Origin of the sequence: Pseudomonas sp. zfem002, assembly GCF_032621685.1 — a bacterium.
GTDB classification, from domain to species: Bacteria; Pseudomonadota; Gammaproteobacteria; order Pseudomonadales; family Pseudomonadaceae; genus Aquipseudomonas; species Aquipseudomonas japonica.
The window spans coordinates 301,819-318,884 of sequence record NZ_JAVYJH010000002.1; the positions used below are offsets into that span (position 1 = coordinate 301,819).

Below are 17,066 nucleotides of genomic sequence, written 5' to 3' on the forward strand. Positions count from 1 at the left end.
AGTGATTTAAGGGCATGGGCCTTGTGGTGTTCTTTCGGGCCTCATCGCGGGCAATGCCCACTCCCACAAGGTCCGCGGCGAGCACATGACCTGTGGGAGCGGGCATCGCCCGCGATAAGGCCCTCAAAGGCAGCACTCAGCCCAGGGCCTTCTCGATCGCCTGTACCACCGTCGGATCGTCCGGCGCGGTCCGCGGCGAGAAACGCGCCAGCACCCGGCCGTCCTTGCCGACGAGGAATTTCTCGAAATTCCAGGTGATATCCCCCGGAAACTCCGCGCCCTCGCCCGCCAGCAGGCGGTACAGCGGATGCCGATGGGCACCGTTGACCTCCAGCTTGCTGCCCAGCGGGAAGTTGACGCCGTAATTGAGGCTGCAGAACTCGGCGATCTCCGCCTCGCTGCCCGGCTCCTGTCCGGCGAACTGGTTACACGGCAGGCCCAGCACCGCGAAGCCTTTGTCCTTGTACTGCTGATAGAGATTTTCCAGCGCCGCGTACTGCGGCGTCAGGCCACATTTGGAGGCGACATTGACCACCAGCACCACCTGGCCCTTGAACGGCGCCAGCGGCAGGTCCTGGCCGTCCAGCGCTTGCAACTTCAGGTCGTGAAATGCACTCATGACGTACTCCCCTCTACGGATCCCGGTTGTCCCGGCGGCCGACCACGAACGCGGCCCACTAAAAAGGCGCCTGGCCTGCCGCATGCACCCTCGCGGGTTGCACAACGGAAGGACAAGGCGCCTTCGCGACTCTCTGAGCTTAGCGCAGAAAATCAGTGGTGATGGCCACCTTCGCCATGGACGTGGCCATGGGCGATTTCTTCTTCGCTGGCGTCACGGACATTGACCACCTTGACCTTGAAGTTCAGGCGCTGGCCAGCCAGCGGGTGGTTGCCGTCGACGGTGACGTCGTCGCCGTCCAGGTCGCGGATGGTGACGATCTGCATCTGGCCGTCCGGCGCCGAAGCGTGGAACTGCATGCCGACTTCCAGTTGGTCGACGCCTTCGAACATGCTGCGGTTCAGGGTGCTGACCAGTTCGGCCAGGTATTCGCCGTAGGCGTCTTCCGGCTCGATGGTGACGTTCAGTTCTTCACCGGCGCCTTTGCCTTCCAGCGCTTTCTCCAGGCCCGGGATGATGTTGCCGGCACCGTGCAGATACACCAGCGGCGCGCCGCCAGCGGAGCTGTCGATGACCTCACCGGCGTCGTTGGTCAGGGTATAGTCGATGGAGACAGCCTTGTTGGCGGCGATCAGCATGGGGGCGAGACCTTTTGCATAAGAAGTATGAAGGGCCAAGTGTAACCAACGCCTCGCCCGAAAGCGAACGCAACCCGGACAAACGGGTCAGCCGCATCGAGGGCTTTCACCAGGACGAAGACGGCCATTGGGTGGTCGAACTGTCCTGCGCCCACACCCAGCACCTGCGCCACCAGCCGCCCTGGCAATCCCGCGCCTGGGTCCTCGACGCTGCCGAGCGACAGCGCCGCATCGGCGAGGCTTTTGCCTGTGGCTGGTGCGCGCAGGGGTGCGATAGCGATACCCTTGGCAATTGACTCTTTTTTGCACCGCTCATTCCGAGAAGCCCGCATGCAGACTTTTTTCATCGCGCCGACCGACTTCGGGGTCGGCCTGACGTCCATCAGCCTGGGCCTGGTCCGCACCCTGGAGCGCGCCGGCCTGAAGGTCGGCTTCTTCAAGCCGATCGCCCAGCCGCATCCCGGTGACACCGGGCCGGAACGTTCCACCGAACTGGTCTCGCGCACCCACGGCCTGAAGCCGCCCACACCACTGAGCCTGAGCCATGTCGAGCGCATGCTCGGCGAAGGCCAGCTGGATGAACTGCTGGAAGAAATCATCACCCTGTACCAGCAGGCCTGCGTCGACAAGGACGTGCTGGTGGTCGAGGGCATGGTGCCGACCCGCCACGCCAGCTACGCCGCGCGGGTCAACCAGCACCTGGCCAAGAGCCTGGATGCCGAGGTGATCCTCGTCTCGGCACCGGAGAACGACGTACTCGCCGAGCTCTCCGGCCGGGTCGAGCTGCAGGCCCAGCTGTTCGGCGGGCCGAAGGACCCGAAGGTCCTCGGGGTGATCCTCAACAAGGTCCGCGGCGACCAATCCATGGCCGACTTCGCCATGCGCCTGCGCGACCATTCGCCGCTGCTGCGCAGTGGCGACTTCCGCCTGCTCGGCTGCATCCCGTTCCAGGCCGGGCTCAACGACCCGCGCACCCGCGATGTCGCCGACCTGCTCGGCGCTCAGGTCCTCAATGCCGGCGACTATGAAACCCGGCGCATGAACAAGATCATTCTCTGCGCCCGCACCGTGGCCAACACCGTGCCGCTGCTCAAGCCCGGCACCCTGGTGGTGACCCCGGGCGACCGCGACGACATCATCCTCGCCGTGAGCCTGGCGGCGATCAACGGCGTGCCCCTGGCCGGCCTGCTGCTGACCAGCGACAGCAAGCCCGACCCGCGCATCCTCGAACTGTGCCAGGGCGCCCTGCTCGCCGGCCTGCCGATCCTTTCGGTGAGCACCGGCTCCTACGACACCGCCAACCAGCTCAACCAGCTGAACAAGGAAATCCCGGTGGACGACCGCGAGCGCGCGGAGATCATCACCGATTTCGTCGCCAGCCACCTCGACGCCGACTGGCTGCACCAGCGCTGCGGCACGCCGCGGGAGATGCGCCTGTCGCCGGCGGTCTTCCGCTACCGCCTGATCCAGCAGGCGCAGGCGGCGGACAAGCGCATCGTCCTGCCCGAAGGCGCCGAACCGATGACCGTCCAGGCCGCCGCCATCTGCCAGGCCCGCGGCATCGCCCGCTGCGTGCTGCTGGCCAAACCGGACGACGTCCAGGCCGTGGCCCGCGCCCAGGGCATCAGCCTGCCGGAAGGCCTGGAGATCCTCGATCCGGACCTGATTCGCCAACGCTACGTCGAGCCCATGGTCACCCTGCGCAAGAGCAAGAGCCTGAACGCCCCGATGGCCGAGCAGCAGCTGGAAGACCCGGTAGTGATCGGCACCATGATGCTGGCCCTGGACGAAGTGGACGGCCTGGTTTCCGGCCTGGTCCACTCCACCGCCAACACCATCCGCCCGGCCCTGCAGTTGATCAAGACCGCGCCGGGCTGCAGCCTGGTGTCCTCGGTGTTCTTCATGCTCTTCCCGGAGCAGGTGCTGGTCTACGGCGACTGCGTGATGAACCCGCACCCGAGCGCCGCCGAACTGGCGGAAATCGCCCGGCAGAGCGCCGACTCGGCGCAGGCCTTTGGCATCGCGCCGCGGGTGGCGATGCTCAGCTACTCCAGCGGCGACTCGGCCACCGGCGAGGAAGTGGAGAAAGTCCGCGAGGCCACCCTGCTCGCCCAGGAGGCGCAACGCGGCCTGCTGATCGACGGCCCGCTGCAGTACGACACCGCCGCCAACCAGGACATCGCCCGCCAGCTGGCGCCCAACAGCCAGGTCGCCGGGCGCGCCACGGTGTTCGTGTTCCCCGACCTGAACAGCGGCAACACCACCCACAAGGCGGTGCAGCGCAGCGCCGACTGCGTCAGCCTCGGGCCGATGCTGCAAGGCCTGCGCAAACCGGTGAACGACCTGCCGCGCGGGGCCCAGGTGGACGACATCGTCTACACCATCGCCCTGACCGCGATCCAGGCCAGCCACGCGGCGGAATACTGAGTCATGGCCGATCATCTGCGCGGCGCTCTCGCCGCCTTGCTGCTGGGACTCAACACCGTGCTCTGCTGCACGCCGCTGTTCATCGTCAGCCTGTTCAAGCTGTGCCTGCCCTTCGCCGCGGCGCAGCGCGTCACCGACGAGCTGATGCGGCATATCCACGAAGCCTGGATCAGCAACAACAAGGGCTGGATGAAACTGCTCGGGCGCACCCGCTGGCAGGTCCAGGGCCTTGCCGGACTGGACTACCAGCACAGCTACCTGATCACCAGTAACCACCAGAGCTGGGTCGATATCCTGGTGCTGCAGTACGTGCTGAACCGGCGCATCCGGCCGCTGAAGTTCTTCCTCAAGCAGGCGTTGATCTGGGTTCCGGTGATCGGCCTGGCCTGGTGGGCTCTGGGCTTTCCGTTCATGAAGCGCTACAGCAAGGCGTACCTGGACAAGCACCCGGAAAAGCGCGGCAAGGACCTGGAAACCACCCGGCGCACCTGCGCGAAATTCCGCGGCAAGCCGACGGCGATCTTCAACTTCGCCGAGGGCACGCGCTTCATTGCGGCCAAGCATCGCCAGCAGAATTCACCGTTTCGCCACCTGCTCAAGCCCAAGGCCGGCGGGATTGCCTTCGTGCTGGATGCGATGGGCGAGCAGCTGGAATCGATCATCGACGTGACCATTCACTATCCCGAGGGTGCGCCGGGGTTCTGGGACCTGTTGTGCGGGCGGGTGCGGCGGATCGTGGTGCAGTTCGAGGAACTGCAGATTCCGGCGGAGTTCCTTGGCCGCAGCTACGACCAGGATGAAGCGTACCGGGCAGCGTTCCAGGCGTGGATCAACCGGTTGTGGGAGAGGAAGGATGAGCGGCTGGAGCAGTTGAAGACGTCTGCCCCGTAGGAGCGCGGCTTGCCCGCGAAAGGACCGCGCAGCGGTCCCTGAACAATCGGGACCGCTGCGCGGTCCTTTCGCGGGCAAGCCACGCTCCTACGGAAAGGGCGCGTGGCGTTGCAGCGATTATTGCTGGTAGTTCTGCCCCGGAATCGGCTTCAGGTTCACTTCCACCCGACGGTTCTGCGCCCGTCCGTTGGCATCGGCATTGCTCGCGATCGGCTGGTCCGGGCCCATGCCGCGCACGCTCACCCGCGAAGCATCGACACCCTGCGAGGTCAGGTAGGTGCTCACCGCCTGCGCGCGACGCTGCGACAGGTCCATGTTGTGCTGGCGGCTGCCGGTGCTGTCGGTGAAACCGATCACTTCGATGTTGTTCTGGTTGAACTGCTTGAACGAGTTGGCCAGGTTGTTCAGCGGCGAGTAGAAGCTCGGGGCGATGTTCGCCGAGTCGGTGGCGAAGGTGATGTTGCCCGGCATGATCAGCTTGATCTGGTCGCCTTCACGCTGCACTTCGACACCGGTGTTGGCCATGCTGGCGCGCAGCTCGGCTTCCTGCTTGTCGGCGTAGTAGCCGTAACCCGCGGCCGCGGCCCCCACTGCCGCCGCGCCGATCAGCGCGCCCTTGCCGCGGTTGTCGTGATTGATGGCGGCACCGGCGATGGCGCCGGCCAGTGCGCCCAGGCCACCGTACTTGGCGGTCTTGCTCATCCCTGAGGAGCCCTGCGCCTGACCGCCCTGATTGTCATAGGGGTTCTGGCCGGCACAGCCGGTCATCAGGGCAGCGGCGGTAGCGACGATAATCAAACGACGCATGGTGTACATGGAAAGCTCCTGCAGTAATTCGGTATAGATGGCGAACTGCTTTGAGTTCGCCACCAGCCTTGGAGTGCGGCGGAGCGGAAAAATTCCCTGCTGACTTCACGCCCGTACGAACGGGTTCTCACGCATTTCCTCGCCCAGGCGGGTGTCGGGACCATGCCCGGCCACCACCGTCGCCTCTTCGTCGAGGCGATACAGCCGCTGTTTGATGGAGCGAACGATAGTCGCCTGATCGCCCCCCCACAAATCGGTGCGCCCCACGCCGCGGCGGAACAGGGTGTCGCCGGCGATCAGCAGCTTGGCATCGGCGAACCAGAAACTCATCGAGCCCGGGGTATGTCCCGGCGTGTGCAGGGCCACGCCGCAGCCGCAGGCCAGTTCCTCGTCATCGGCCAGCCAGCGGTCCGGCGCCGGCACCGGCGTGTAGGGCACGCCGAACATGCGGCACTGCATTTCCAGGTTGTCCCAGAGGAACTGGTCGTCCTTGTGCAGGTGCAGGGTGGCGCCGGTCTTTTCCTTCAACTGCCCGGAGGCGAGGAAATGATCGAGGTGCGCATGGGTGTGGATGATGCTGACGACCTTCAGGCCATGGGCATCGAGCTTCTGCATGATCAGCTCGGGATTGCCGCCAGGATCGACGACAATCGCCTTTTTCGTCAGCGGATCACCGATGATCGTGCAGTTGCACTGCAACGGGCCGACGGGGAAGGTTTCGCGGATAAGCGTGGTGGGGGCGGGATTCATGGCAGCGTCCTCTCAGGCGAATCGGCCATTCTAGCGATTCCCGCGGCGATGCCCCGCATCTCGTTGCCAACGCATAAAAATCTCAATTGCGAAATATTCTTATCCATTGCTACCATGCGCGCGCTTCGCTCGGGGGAGACGCGCAATGGAGCCGGGAGTCGGCAAACAAGAGCTGGACGCTTTATTCGTCGACCAACGGCCGGTGCTGGTGCGCATGCTGGCCAAGGTCGTCGGCTGCGCCAATCTCGCCGAAGACCTGGCCCAGGAGGCCTACCTGCGGGTCGCCCAGGCCGTGCAGGGCCGCCACATCGAGCACCTGCGCGCGTTTCTCTACCAGACGGCGCAGCACCTGGCCTTCGATCACCTGCGCAGCCAGCGCAGCAAGCGCCGCTTCGAATGCACACCGGACGACAACGCGCAGATCGCCGCGGTCCCCACGCCGCAGCCCGGCCCCGAATCCCATGTCCAGGGCCAGCAGCAGTTGCGTCAGTTGCAGAACGTGCTGCGCCGTCTGCCCGAGCGCCAGCAGCGTATACTCCTGCTCCACCGCTTGCATGGCCTGTCGCAGAGTGCCATCGCCGAGCGTCTGGACATCTCGCTCAGCACCGTAGAAAAGGACTTGCGCATTGCCCTGGCCGCTTGCCTCGAAGGCACCGAGTGGGGGTCGCGATGACTGAACACGACACCTGTGAAGAACAGGCCCTGATCTGGTTCACCCGCGGCCTCGACGCCCCTCTCTCCGTCGACCTGCAACAGGCCTTTCTCGACTGGCTCGACGCCAGCCCGGAGCACGCCGAAGCCTACGCGCGGGTGGAAAACCTCTGGCAGGCCGACAGCTTCGAACACGCCCTGCGCGAACTCGAAACCGAACTCCCCGAGCACGGGTTTCCCCCCGTAGGAGCTGGCTTGCCTGCGAAAGCCCGCAAAGCGGGCTCCATTTCACACTCGCGAAAAAGACGCTGGCCCACCTACGCCAGCGCCGCCGCCCTCTTCCTGGCCCTCGGCACCTGGCTCGGCGACCTGCCCCTGCGCCTGCAGGCCGACTACCTCACCGCCAGCGGCGAACAGCAACGCATCACCCTCGCGGACGGCTCAAGACTCCTGCTCGGCAGCGACAGCGCGATCAGCGCCAGCATCGACGACGACCAGCGCTCCCTGCGCCTGCTGCGTGGCGACCTCTACATCGAGGCGGCCCACGACACCCGGCGCCCGCTGCGGATCAAGGCCGCCCAGGCCAGCGTGGAAGTCGTCGGCACCCGCTTCAGCGTCAGCCTGCGCGACGACCACGTGGCGGTCGCAGTGGACGAGGGCAAGGTACGCCTGAGCAGCCCCGACGGCGACGCCAGCCTGCTCGGCGCCGGCGCCTGGCAACAGCTGCAGGCCGGACACCTGGGCGAGCGTCACCCCCAGGGCAGCGCTGAACAGCACGGCTGGACCGAAGGCCGCCTGATCTTCCAGGACCGCCCGCTGGCCGAGGTGCTGAAGGAGCTCGGCCGCCAGCGCCGCGCACCGATCCTGCTGTTCGGCGATGCCGGCAGCCTGCGGGTCAGCGGCAACTACAAACTCGACGATCCCGATCTGGTGGTCGCCGCCCTTGCCCGCCTCGGCGGCGCGCGACTGACCCGCCTGCCCGGCGGCCTGCTGATCGTGCACTGAGCCGCACCCGGCACACCGCGAAAAAAGTTTTACGGGTTTCCTGCCCTCAACCCGTCAAGGCGATTCGCGGTTGCAAATCATTCCTGTTCACGAGGGTTCCATGCAGCACTTCAACGTCAAAACCATCTTCGCCTACAGCACCCTGGCGCTGGCCGTGTGCCTGGGCAGCGCTCAGGCCCTGGCGGCCGCGGACAGCAGCGGCATCAGCGCCGAGCAAGGATCGCGGCAGCGCTTCGACATTCCCGCACAGCCGCTGGCCGGCGCCCTCAACCAGTTCAGCCGGCAGACCGGCTGGGAAGTCGGCTACACCGCCGACCTGGCGCGGGCGGTGGACAGCCACGCCGTGCGCGGCGAGATGACGCCCGCCGAAGCGATCGTGCAACTGTTGATCGGCACTGGCCTGGGTTTTGACTTCAGCGGTCCGCGGGCGATCCTGCTCAACCGCCTGCCGGCCGATGGTTCCGTGCAGTTGTCCGCCACCAGCGTGACCGGCGTCGGCGAGCTGGGCGCCTACACGGAAAACTCCGGGTCCTACACCACCGGCGCCGTCAGCGTCGGCGGCAAGATGCCGCACAGCCTGAAGGACACGCCGCAATCGGTGACGGTGATCACCCGCCAGCGCATGGAAGACCAGGCCATGACCAACCTGGCCCAGGCCCTCGAACAGACCCCGGGCATCACCCTGGTGGGGGGCAACGACGCCAACACCAAGATCCTTTCCCGCGGCTTCAGCCTGACCAACATCCAGGTCGACGGCGGCGCCCCGGCGATGCGCGAGCAGACCTACGACACCCTCGCCGACACCACCGCCTACGACCACATCGAAGTGCTGCGCGGCTCCGATGGCCTGTTCGGCGGCACCGGCGAGCCGGGCGGCGCGATCAACCTGGTGCGCAAGCGTGCCCTGGCCGAACCGCAACTGAAGTTCAGTACCTCCGCCGGCAGCTGGGACACCTACCGCAGCGAAGTGGACGTCACCGGCCCGCTGGCCTTCGACGGTGCCCTGCGCGGGCGCCTGGCCGCCTCGGTGGAAGACAAGCGCTACTTCTACGGCGGCGCCGACAGCGACAAGCACGTGCTCTACGGCATCCTCGAAGCCGACCTGAACCCGGACACCACGCTCAGCCTCGGCGGCATCCACGAATGGCGCGACATGGACGGCTACTGGGAAAACGGCCTGCCGCGCTACAGCACCGGCGCGCCACTGGGCCTGTCGCGCAGCGACAAGCTCAGCGCCGACTGGTCGACCAACAACTACAAGCGCAGCGAGGTCTTCTTCAAGCTCGACCACCGCTTCAATGACGACTGGAAGGTCAACGGCAGCTTCACCCGCAGCCGCTACGACACCGAGCAGGACATGGGTGAAGTCAGCAATCCGGTGAACCCCGACACCCACACCGGCGCCACCTACCAGCGCGTGGTGCGCAACTTCGACAACAACCAGGACCTGTTCGATGCCAACCTGCAGGGCACGTTCGAGGCCTTCGGCCGGCGCCACGAACTGGTCACGGGGGTGGACTACACCGATATCCAGCGCAGCTACGCCGACCACAGCGAATGGACCTCGCGCGTGCCGGTGGACCTGTTCAGCACCGATATCGGCGCGCTGCCCAAGCCGGCGAAACCCGCGCTGTACTACGAGTACCCGGACTGGAACATCCGCAAGCACGGTGCCTACGTCACCACCCGCCTGAGCCTGGCCGATCCGCTCACCGCCGTGCTGGGTGCGCGCTATTCCGACTACAAGAGCACCCTGCACGCGATCGTCCCGTCGTTCGGCACCGACAGCAAGGACGGCGGCAAGGACAGCGGCATCGTCACCCCCTATGGCGGCCTGATCTACGCGCTGACCCCGCAGTGGTCGGTCTACACCAGCTACGCGCAGATCTACAAACCGCAGATCGAAACCCTGGGCGCCGACTTCGCCCCGCTCGATGCGATCGAAGGCGACACCTACGAGTTCGGCGCCAAGGGCGAACTGCTTGACGGCCGCCTGAACCTGTCCGCCGCGCTGTACTACACCAAGCAGGAAAACAACGCGATCTACGTGTTCTCCCAGGCCACCACGTCCAACGCCTGTTGCTACGTCGCCGGCGGCGAGAACATCAGCAAGGGCGTCGACCTGGAAATCAGCGGCGAACTGACGCCGGGCTGGCAAGTGAGCGCGGGCTACACCTTCAACATCAACGAACAGCGCAAGACCGGCGACGACGAGGCGGCGGGCACGCCGATCAGCACGCAGACGCCGAAGCACCTGCTGAAGTTCTTCACCACCTACCAGTTGCCAGGCCAGTTCAACGACTGGAAGGTCGGCGGCGGCGCGACGATCCAGAGCAGCAACTACGTGACCGGCAACGTCCAGCGTCGTCTCGAAGACGGCTCGCTGAGCCCGAGCACCAACAGCTTCGAATACACCCAGGCCGGTTACGCGGTGTGGAACGCGCTGGTGGAATACCGTATCGACGAGCACTGGACCGCGGCGCTCAACGGCAACAACCTGTTCGACAAGACCTACTACCAGACCGTGGCCAGCAGCGCCTACGGCAACTGGTACGGGGCGCCGCGCAACTACATGCTGACCCTGCGCGGGAGCTTCTGAAACCCGCGCGGCCGCAGCCCCCGGGCGCTGCGGCCGCGTCTCGCGCAATCAATAGTGGCCTAATGTTATCCTTGTCCTTTTCCCTGCTGCGCAGGCTTCCTCCGACAAGGAACGTCCCATGACCTCCCGGCCGACCCTGCAAGTCGATCCGCTGCTCACCGCCAACCTCGATGCCCTGCTCAGTTCCGTGGTCGATGCCGACCAGCGCCAGCTGCAGGTCCCCGACAGTCCCCGCTCCGAGCGCGAAGCGCTCAAGCACCAGCGTCTCCAGGAGCTGCTCAACCGCTGCCGCGAAGAAGCCCTGCAGCAGGTGGTCGGGCCCTTCGGCCTGACCCCGGCGATGTTCTCGGATATCGAAGGCGGCAACGTCACCACCCAGCACAACGCCAACCAGGACATCTACGCCAAGGAGTCCGAGTACTACGACCGCGAGGCCGACTACGACTACTCCGCCGCGAAAAGCGAGAAGAAGAAGGAAGCCGTGCAGAACGGCACGATGAACTCGGACACCTTCGTCGACGCCTACACCAACAAGACCGAGGCCACCAAGCGCACGGCCAAGTCGAACGGCAAGCTGGTGATGAACGCCGAACTCGACCACACCATCCCCCTCAAGCAGGCGCACAAGGAAGGCGGCTGGATGCTGACCCCGGAGCAGCGCAAGAAGCTCGCCTCGGAAAAGGACAACCTGCACTTCACCACCCACGAGAACAACCGGGCCAAGAGCGACATCGCCGCCGAGACCGCGCTCAGCGCCGAGAACGGCTACGACGAGTCCATCACCCAGCCGCTGATCGACAAGGCCCGTGCCGCGATCGACTCGCACCTGCCGCAGACCAGCGACCGCCTGCTGTACCACGGCAAGGAGCTGGGTATCACCGGCGCCAGGGAGTTCGGCAAGACCGGCCTGCGCCGGGCCATGGGCGTGCTGCTGTTCGAAGTGGTCAACGGCAGCTTCGTCGAAGTGCACAAGGTCGTCAGCCAGCGCGACGACGAGCGTCCCCTGCTCGATCGGGTGATGGCCGCGGTGGAGCGCGTGCTCAAGCGTGTGCAGGGCAAGTTCAAGGCGGCCTTCGAGGCCTTCTTCGAAGGTGGCCTGCAAGGCCTGGTGAGCAACCTGCTGACCTTCCTGATCAACAACCTCATCACCACCTCGGCCAAGGTCGTGACGATCATCCGCGAAGGCATGCAGGAGCTGTTCAAGGCCGTGAAGCTGTTGCTCTGGCCCCCCGAGAACATGTCCGGGGCCGAGGTGGCGAGGGCCGTGAGCAAGAGCCTGGCCGGCCTGTTCACCCTGGGCGCGGGCATGCTCTGGGAGCAGTCGGTGAATGCCTTCATCGTCGGTATTCCAGTACTCGCGCCCATGGCCGGGGTGATCGCGCCGGTGCTGACCGGCCTGATGACCGGCCTGGCCAACGCCCTGCTGATGTATGGCATCGACTCGTTGATCGACTGGATGCTGGACAAGGGCACCGACTTCATCAATGCGCAGATCGACACCCTGGAAGCCACCGCCGAGCTCGGCCAGCGCATGATCGAGCGGGTGGAGCAGCAGTTCCGCCTCTCGGCCCGCTACCGCATGATGGCCCAGCTCAACCAGCGCATCGCCGGGCACTTCGAACAGGCCGGCCAGGCAACGCAGGCCGCGCTGGACCACGCGCAACAGACTGTGGCGGAACAGGCCGGCACGATCGCCGCCCTGTCCCAGGCGATCGACACGAAAAAACACTTCAACGAACGACTCGGTTCGTTGCTTCAGCAGTTCAGGAAGGAAAGCTAAGGAATGTCCCAGGTCATTGCCCAACTGGCCAGCACCGTACCCAGCGAAGATCTGCTGGCGCAGATCGACATCGCCGAGGTGTACGAAAAATTTCATAACACCTTCAAGCGCCTGGATGACTTCAAGCGGGTGCGCGATGAACACGAGCAGCGCAGCTTCCTGGGCCGCCTGTTCAACCGCGGCGAGCTGAAGAACGCTCAGCTGGATGCCCAGGAAGTCCAGGCCGAGTTTTCCAAGACCCTGGCCCAGTTGATGGTGATCAGTTCGCTGCAGGCGCAGCAACTGACCGAGCAACAGAACCAGTTGAGCGCCCAGCAGAACGCGCTCGACGCCAGGGCCGAGGAACTCGCCCGGCAGAACACCCGCCTCGAACAGCACCAGGCGGTGATCAAGCACCAGGCCGCCAACCTGCGCACCTACGTCACCGAACTGCTGAAAGTCCAGGGACTGACCGACGATCATGGCGAGCAGTTGATCAGCATCGCCAACGAAGTGCTGGAAACCCGGGACAAACTGCTGGCCAATTTCGATGAGCGCATGCGGCGGATCCAGGGTGTCCTGGATGAACAGCAACAGTTGGTGCGGGAAGTCATCGACGAGCAGTCGAGCACCTTCGAACAGGCTCAGGCGCAACTGCGCCAGGGGATCGAGACGGCGTTCGAACAACGCCTCGAGGCCCTCGACCAGCGCCTGCTGGACACGCTCGAAGCCCGGCATCGCACTGCCGTGGAAAACACCGATCGACTGAGCGCCGAGATCACCAGCCAGGCGCAGCAGCAGGAATACCGGCAGGCCGACCTGAACCGGCAGTTGTCGGAGCTGCGCGAAGTACTGGCCGAACAGGAACAGACGCTGCGCAGCGAACGCAGCGAGCGCCAGCAGGAGCAGGCCGAGCGGCACACCGCGCTGGAGGCCCTGCGCCAGGCGCACAGCGAGGCCCACGAACGCCTGGCGCGCAAGCAGGGCCGCCTGCTGGCCGGGCTGTGCGGCCTGGCCCTGGCCGGCGCCGCGGCGATCGGCAGCATGCCCCTGTGGCTGGCGCCGCCAGCGCCAGCGGCCGTCGTAGTCCAGCAGGCCCCGCCAGCGCCACCGGCGGTCGAGGTCCAGCAGGCTCCGCCAGTGACGCCGGCCGTCGAGGTCCAGCAAGCCCCACCAACGACGCCGGCCGCCGAGGTCCAGCAGGCCCCGCAAACGACGCCTTGAGCCGGTTCAGATCCAGGGCAACAGACTGCTGACGGCCAACGGCAAGGCCAGCGCCGCCAGCAGCGTCTGCCCGGCGATGATCCCCGCCATCAAGGGCGCATCGCCGCCCAGCTGGCGGGCCATGATGTAGGACGACGACGCGGTCGGCAGCGCCTGGAACAGCAGCGCCGCGATCGCCGCCTCGCCCTTGAGGCCGAACAGATGACAGGCCGCCAGGGTGATCAGCGGCATGAGCATGAACTTCGCCACCGACGACTGGCCCACCGGCCGCAGCCAACTGCGCACCGCGCGCAGGTCGAGGGCCGCGCCGACGCACAGCAGGCCCAACGGCAAGGACGCCTGGCCAAGGGTTTTCAGCAGTGGTTCGAGCGCCAGTGGCAGCCCCCAGCCCGTGGCGTGCAGCAGAATCCCGCCGGCACAGGCCAGCAGCAGCGGATTGAGCGCCATCTGCCTGAGCACGTCCTGCCAGGTCATGCGTCCCGCCGAGCCATAGCGGGCGAACACCAGCACGCAGAGAATGTTCACCGTCGGCACGATGGCGGCGTTGGCCACCGCCGCCAGGGCGATGCCCTGGGTCCCGAACAGCCCCGCCGCCGCGGAGACGCCGACGTAGTTGTTGAAGCGCACGCCACCCTGGAACACCGAAGTGAACGCCGCGTCGTCGACCGCGAAGCAGCGCCGCAGCGCCACCAGCAGCAGGGCCACCAGCACCGTGGAGGACACCAGGGCGAGCATCATGCCTTGCACCGGCACGCCGTCCAGCTTCGCCGTCGCCAGCCCGTGCACGAACAGCGCCGGCAGCAGCACGTAGTAACTCAGGCGCTCGGCCTGCGGCCAGAAGGCATCGGCGAGGAACTGGCGGTGGCGCAGCCAGGCACCGAGCATGATCAGCAGGGCGATGGGCAACAGGGCGAGAAGCAGGGCAAGGGTCATGGCGCCGTCCGGAAAAACGCGGGATGGACGCTACGATAAAGAGCCGCTCGCTTGATTAAAAACGATGAATTATTGAGCCATCCTCAAGTTTTACTCATCAGTCAACGTCGCCTGGCGCTGCACCGCCTGGGCCAGGGCTGCGGCCAGGCGCCCGCGAGGCCGGTCCTCGCGTTCGATCAGCACCACCTGGCGGGTCCGTTGCGGCTCGCCGAAAGGCATGCACGCCAGCGTGCCGAGGCGCTGCAGATTGCGCGCTGACGACGGCACCACGGACACGCCGAGGCCGCTGGCGACCATCTGGATGATCGCCTCCTGGCTGTCCAGCTCCATGGTCGTGCGCACCCGCAGGCGCAGGCGCCGCAGTTCGCGCTCGATGGTGCGCCCGGCCCAGGCGAGACGGTCGAAGCGGATGAAGGGTTGCTCCTGCAGGAGCAGGCGCGGGTCGACACCGGCGAGGTGCCTGGGCGCGATCACCCAGAAACCCTCCTCGTACAGGGTGGTGCTGACCAGGCCATAGGGATGGGGCTTGACCGGCGCGGTGGTGACTGCCGCGTCCAGTTCGCCCGCCTCGACCCGGGTGGCCAGTTCCGCCGACATGCCCGAGGCGACGTTGACCCGCAGATGCGGATGCTCGGCGCCCAGCGCAGCCAGTGCCGCCGGCAGGATGCCCGCCAGCGCGGTATGGATCGCGCCGACCCGCAGGCGACCGCGCAGCTCGCTGTCCTCGCCCAGCTCGACCGCGATGCCGTCGTACAGCGCGAGGATTTCCCGCGCCCGCTCCAGCGCCAGGTGCCCGGCCTCGGTGAGCACCGGCAGGCGTCGCGAGCGATCGAACAGCGGGGCGTTGAATTCCTCTTCCAGCCCACGGATATGCAGGCTCACCGCCGACTGGGTGAGGTGCACCGCTTCGGCGGCGCGGGCGAAGGAGCCGTGCTGGGCGATGGCGACCAGGGTACGCAGGGCGCGGAGAGACATGGGCAGGGTCCGTGGCAGTGGGGGTAGCGGGAGACGGCGGGAACCTGCGCAGCGCAGGAACGGATCTTGCTGGGCGACAGCATACTATCCTTGGGTAATGGTTCCTTCTCAGTGTGTTCGATTGAACCCGACAGCCACCCGGCGAGTCACGGGAAAAAGGACGCGGCGTTAACCCCAGGACGTTTCGAGAACAACCGATTTTGCAGGACCGAACCGATGCCAGACAAAGCCCGTGGATGCAAAGCCAGAGCGACGATCATTTGCCTGCGCAGCGGAAAGATACTCCTGGTGCGCAAGAAAGGCGGCAAGTGGAACTTCCCCGGCGGCACCATCGAGGACGGCGAGCAGCCGATCCAGGCCGCGGCGCGGGAACTGCGGGAAGAAACCCGGCTCTGCTGCAGCGGACTGTTGCCGCTGTGCATTCTGGAAATCGGCAATATCGTCCACCACGTCTTCACCACCCAGTTCGACGATTGCAGCCAGGCGGTGGCCAACAATGAAATCGTCGCGTGCAAATGGGTCAGGCGAAACCAGTTGAATGCCACCTTGCTCACCCCCAGCGCCGCCGCGCTGATGACCCGGCAATTGCCTGCCCTCAGCGTCTGACCCTCCCGCGCTTTGCACGGTGCGCGAGTGGCCGATCATGCAAGTTGCAAGTCAACGCCCGCGCCAGCGAAGCGCGTCCCCCCGGTTTTGCTGGGGCCGGCCCTGGGAGCGGGGCCGGCACGGGTTTCGCAACAGCCCTCTCGACACCCTCGCGTCAGCCCGGCACGCGGGCGCTCGACCACCGGTTCGATCCGAATGAATTTTCAATGACCCTCTCGCTCAATTAAGCGTGGATGGAACGGAGGGGATTCCAATGGCAGGACAACAATTGTACGTAATCGACTATGAGCTTCAGGGGCAGCCGCGCACCTTCATCATCCGTCTCGAACGCATGGACAACGCCGAGGCCTGGCACTGGGCGAGTTGCGATGCGGGGGTGGGGGTGATCCCGCGCTTCGGCCAGCACAAGATCAAGAAGGTCAGCCGGCCCATGGCCGAGCGCTACGGCATTGCCAACGTACGCTGGCGGGTGTCCGGCCAGGGTCCGGAGTTCGTGCCGATGCCGATCGATACCGGCAAGTTCGCCAAGTCGGATTGAGGTGGGTTCGGGGGCCTGCTGCGCAGGCCTTCGCGAGCTTCCTTTGCTCGCGATGGAAGCACCGCGCACTAACGGATGGTCACCCCAGCACCTTTGCCATCTCCGCCGTCGCATTCCAGCCCAGCCCCGCATACACCGGCCGCCCCGCCGCGGTCGCATGCAACACGGCAAAGCCCAGCCCGCGCCGGACAAACTCCGCATCGGCCAGTTGCATCAATTTCGACGCCAGCCCTCGCCGCCGATACGCCGGCTCTACATACACATTCAGCACATACCCACGCTGATCCAGCTGCGGATGGGCCGGATGAGGCGGCCAGTCGATGCTCATCAGGCCGATGGCCGCCGCGACCTGCCCGTCGTCCTCCAGCACGAACCCGTAGTAGCGACCGTCCTCCAGCCGTGGCTGCAGCCAGGGGCGGAAATGCTCGGTCATCACCTGCAAGGTCGCGGCATCGCCACCGGCCTCGAGAAACATCGCCTCACGGTGCCGGCATACCAGCTCGCCATCGGCGCTGTGCACCCGCCGTACCGTCAGCCCCACAAAGTCCAGATCACCCGGGATATCGTTCATCGTGCTCATACCTTGGTCGCAGTAGCCGATGCTAGATCCACCCCGCTTGCCGCGTTAGACACAGATCCGCTTT

Annotated in this window: 16 protein-coding genes and 1 pseudogene; 10 read left to right on the forward strand and 7 right to left on the reverse strand. The window is 65.9% G+C overall.

What is annotated here, in order from left to right; genetic code table 11:
- Positions 1–136: 136 nt before the first annotated feature.
- Entirely contained in the window at positions 137–619 is a 483-nt protein-coding gene (locus RTI28_RS04705; RefSeq protein ID WP_042120976.1) for a glutathione peroxidase, read from the reverse strand.
- A gap of 152 nt (positions 620–771) precedes the next feature.
- Positions 772–1,257: a peptidylprolyl isomerase gene (locus RTI28_RS04710; RefSeq protein ID WP_316919354.1), complete on the reverse strand. Its 486-nt coding sequence runs from the start codon at positions 1,255–1,257 to the stop codon at positions 772–774.
- Here RTI28_RS04710 and RTI28_RS04715 point away from each other — a divergent pair.
- From RTI28_RS04715 to RTI28_RS04725, 3 genes and pseudogenes are all read left to right on the forward strand, one after another.
- Positions 1,226–1,553 (forward strand): annotated as a pseudogene (locus tag RTI28_RS04715) (DUF3565 domain-containing protein). The gene RTI28_RS04710 and the pseudogene RTI28_RS04715 overlap by 32 nt on opposite strands.
- 34 nt (positions 1,554–1,587) lie before the next feature.
- On the forward strand, positions 1,588–3,684 hold the full coding sequence (pta, locus tag RTI28_RS04720; protein WP_316919355.1) for a phosphate acetyltransferase: 2,097 nt from the start codon (positions 1,588–1,590) through the stop codon (positions 3,682–3,684).
- 3 nt (positions 3,685–3,687) lie between these two features.
- Positions 3,688–4,575 (forward strand): acyltransferase, encoded by an 888-nt coding sequence (locus RTI28_RS04725; RefSeq protein WP_316919356.1) that lies wholly within the window; start codon positions 3,688–3,690, stop codon positions 4,573–4,575.
- A gap of 117 nt (positions 4,576–4,692) precedes the next feature.
- Here RTI28_RS04725 and RTI28_RS04730 read toward each other — a convergent pair whose 3' ends face one another.
- Together RTI28_RS04730 and RTI28_RS04735 are read right to left on the reverse strand one after the other, a co-directional pair.
- Entirely contained in the window at positions 4,693–5,391 is a 699-nt protein-coding gene (locus RTI28_RS04730) for an OmpA family protein (RefSeq protein WP_316919357.1), read from the reverse strand.
- A 96-nt stretch (positions 5,392–5,487) separates the two neighbouring features.
- Complete coding sequence (locus RTI28_RS04735; RefSeq protein WP_316919358.1) at positions 5,488–6,132, reverse strand: MBL fold metallo-hydrolase; 645 nt, start codon at positions 6,130–6,132, stop codon at positions 5,488–5,490.
- 145 nt (positions 6,133–6,277) lie between these two features.
- On the opposite strand from RTI28_RS04735, the gene RTI28_RS04740 reads away from it, so the two are divergent.
- From RTI28_RS04740 to RTI28_RS04760, 5 genes are all read left to right on the forward strand, one after another.
- Positions 6,278–6,805 carry an RNA polymerase sigma factor gene (locus RTI28_RS04740; protein WP_316919359.1) on the forward strand — a complete coding sequence of 176 codons (528 nt, stop codon included), beginning with the start codon at positions 6,278–6,280 and terminating at the stop codon, positions 6,803–6,805.
- Positions 6,802–7,788 (forward strand): FecR family protein, encoded by a 987-nt coding sequence (locus RTI28_RS04745; RefSeq protein ID WP_316919360.1) that lies wholly within the window; start codon positions 6,802–6,804, stop codon positions 7,786–7,788. The genes RTI28_RS04740 and RTI28_RS04745 overlap by 4 nt, the downstream gene beginning before the upstream one ends.
- Positions 7,789–7,888: 100 nt before the next feature.
- Positions 7,889–10,387 carry a TonB-dependent siderophore receptor gene (locus tag RTI28_RS04750; RefSeq protein ID WP_316919361.1) on the forward strand — a complete coding sequence of 833 codons (2,499 nt, stop codon included), beginning with the start codon at positions 7,889–7,891 and terminating at the stop codon, positions 10,385–10,387.
- Between the two features lie 118 nt (positions 10,388–10,505).
- On the forward strand, positions 10,506–12,167 hold the full coding sequence (locus tag RTI28_RS04755) for a hypothetical protein (RefSeq protein WP_316919362.1): 1,662 nt from the start codon (positions 10,506–10,508) through the stop codon (positions 12,165–12,167).
- A 3-nt stretch (positions 12,168–12,170) separates the two neighbouring features.
- A complete protein-coding gene (locus RTI28_RS04760; protein WP_316919363.1) occupies positions 12,171–13,370 on the forward strand; it encodes a hypothetical protein in 1,200 nt (399 codons plus the stop codon).
- Positions 13,371–13,376: 6 nt separating this feature from the next.
- Here RTI28_RS04760 and RTI28_RS04765 read toward each other — a convergent pair whose 3' ends face one another.
- Together RTI28_RS04765 and RTI28_RS04770 are read right to left on the reverse strand one after the other, a co-directional pair.
- Entirely contained in the window at positions 13,377–14,303 is a 927-nt protein-coding gene (locus RTI28_RS04765) for an AEC family transporter (protein ID WP_316919364.1), read from the reverse strand.
- Between the two features lie 90 nt (positions 14,304–14,393).
- Complete coding sequence (locus RTI28_RS04770) at positions 14,394–15,278, reverse strand: LysR family transcriptional regulator (protein WP_316919365.1); 885 nt, start codon at positions 15,276–15,278, stop codon at positions 14,394–14,396.
- A gap of 216 nt (positions 15,279–15,494) precedes the next feature.
- Between RTI28_RS04770 and RTI28_RS04775 the strand changes: the two genes are divergently transcribed.
- Complete coding sequence (locus RTI28_RS04775; protein WP_316919366.1) at positions 15,495–15,884, forward strand: NUDIX hydrolase; 390 nt, start codon at positions 15,495–15,497, stop codon at positions 15,882–15,884.
- A gap of 253 nt (positions 15,885–16,137) precedes the next feature.
- Positions 16,138–16,422, forward strand: a complete 285-nt coding sequence (locus RTI28_RS04780; protein ID WP_316919367.1) for a DUF6555 family protein — start codon at positions 16,138–16,140, stop codon at positions 16,420–16,422.
- Positions 16,423–16,501: 79 nt separating this feature from the next.
- Here the strand turns inward: RTI28_RS04780 and RTI28_RS04785 are convergent, their stop codons facing one another.
- Positions 16,502–16,993, reverse strand: a complete 492-nt coding sequence (locus RTI28_RS04785) for a GNAT family N-acetyltransferase (RefSeq protein WP_316919368.1) — start codon at positions 16,991–16,993, stop codon at positions 16,502–16,504.
- Between the last annotated feature and the right edge of the window lie 73 nt (positions 16,994–17,066).

Excerpts from the sequence above, each read along its gene's own strand:
- RTI28_RS04770 (WP_316919365.1), bottom strand. The coding sequence starts at position 15,278 with ATGTCTCTCCGCGCCCTGCGTACCCTGGTCGCCATCGCCCAGCACGGC.
- RTI28_RS04775 (WP_316919366.1), top strand. The coding sequence starts at position 15,495 with ATGCCAGACAAAGCCCGTGGATGCAAAGCCAGAGCGACGATCATTTGC.
- RTI28_RS04760 (WP_316919363.1), top strand. The coding sequence starts at position 12,171 with ATGTCCCAGGTCATTGCCCAACTGGCCAGCACCGTACCCAGCGAAGAT.
- RTI28_RS04735 (WP_316919358.1), bottom strand. The coding sequence starts at position 6,132 with ATGAATCCCGCCCCCACCACGCTTATCCGCGAAACCTTCCCCGTCGGC.
- RTI28_RS04725 (WP_316919356.1), top strand. The coding sequence starts at position 3,688 with ATGGCCGATCATCTGCGCGGCGCTCTCGCCGCCTTGCTGCTGGGACTC.
- RTI28_RS04740 (WP_316919359.1), top strand. The coding sequence starts at position 6,278 with ATGGAGCCGGGAGTCGGCAAACAAGAGCTGGACGCTTTATTCGTCGAC.
- pta (WP_316919355.1), top strand. The coding sequence starts at position 1,588 with ATGCAGACTTTTTTCATCGCGCCGACCGACTTCGGGGTCGGCCTGACG.
- RTI28_RS04755 (WP_316919362.1), top strand. The coding sequence starts at position 10,506 with ATGACCTCCCGGCCGACCCTGCAAGTCGATCCGCTGCTCACCGCCAAC.
- RTI28_RS04730 (WP_316919357.1), bottom strand. The coding sequence starts at position 5,391 with ATGTACACCATGCGTCGTTTGATTATCGTCGCTACCGCCGCTGCCCTG.
- RTI28_RS04785 (WP_316919368.1), bottom strand. The coding sequence starts at position 16,993 with ATGAACGATATCCCGGGTGATCTGGACTTTGTGGGGCTGACGGTACGG.
- RTI28_RS04705 (WP_042120976.1), bottom strand. The coding sequence starts at position 619 with ATGAGTGCATTTCACGACCTGAAGTTGCAAGCGCTGGACGGCCAGGAC.
- RTI28_RS04750 (WP_316919361.1), top strand. The coding sequence starts at position 7,889 with ATGCAGCACTTCAACGTCAAAACCATCTTCGCCTACAGCACCCTGGCG.
- RTI28_RS04710 (WP_316919354.1), bottom strand. The coding sequence starts at position 1,257 with ATGCTGATCGCCGCCAACAAGGCTGTCTCCATCGACTATACCCTGACC.
- RTI28_RS04780 (WP_316919367.1), top strand. The coding sequence starts at position 16,138 with ATGGCAGGACAACAATTGTACGTAATCGACTATGAGCTTCAGGGGCAG.
- RTI28_RS04745 (WP_316919360.1), top strand. The coding sequence starts at position 6,802 with ATGACTGAACACGACACCTGTGAAGAACAGGCCCTGATCTGGTTCACC.
- RTI28_RS04765 (WP_316919364.1), bottom strand. The coding sequence starts at position 14,303 with ATGACCCTTGCCCTGCTTCTCGCCCTGTTGCCCATCGCCCTGCTGATC.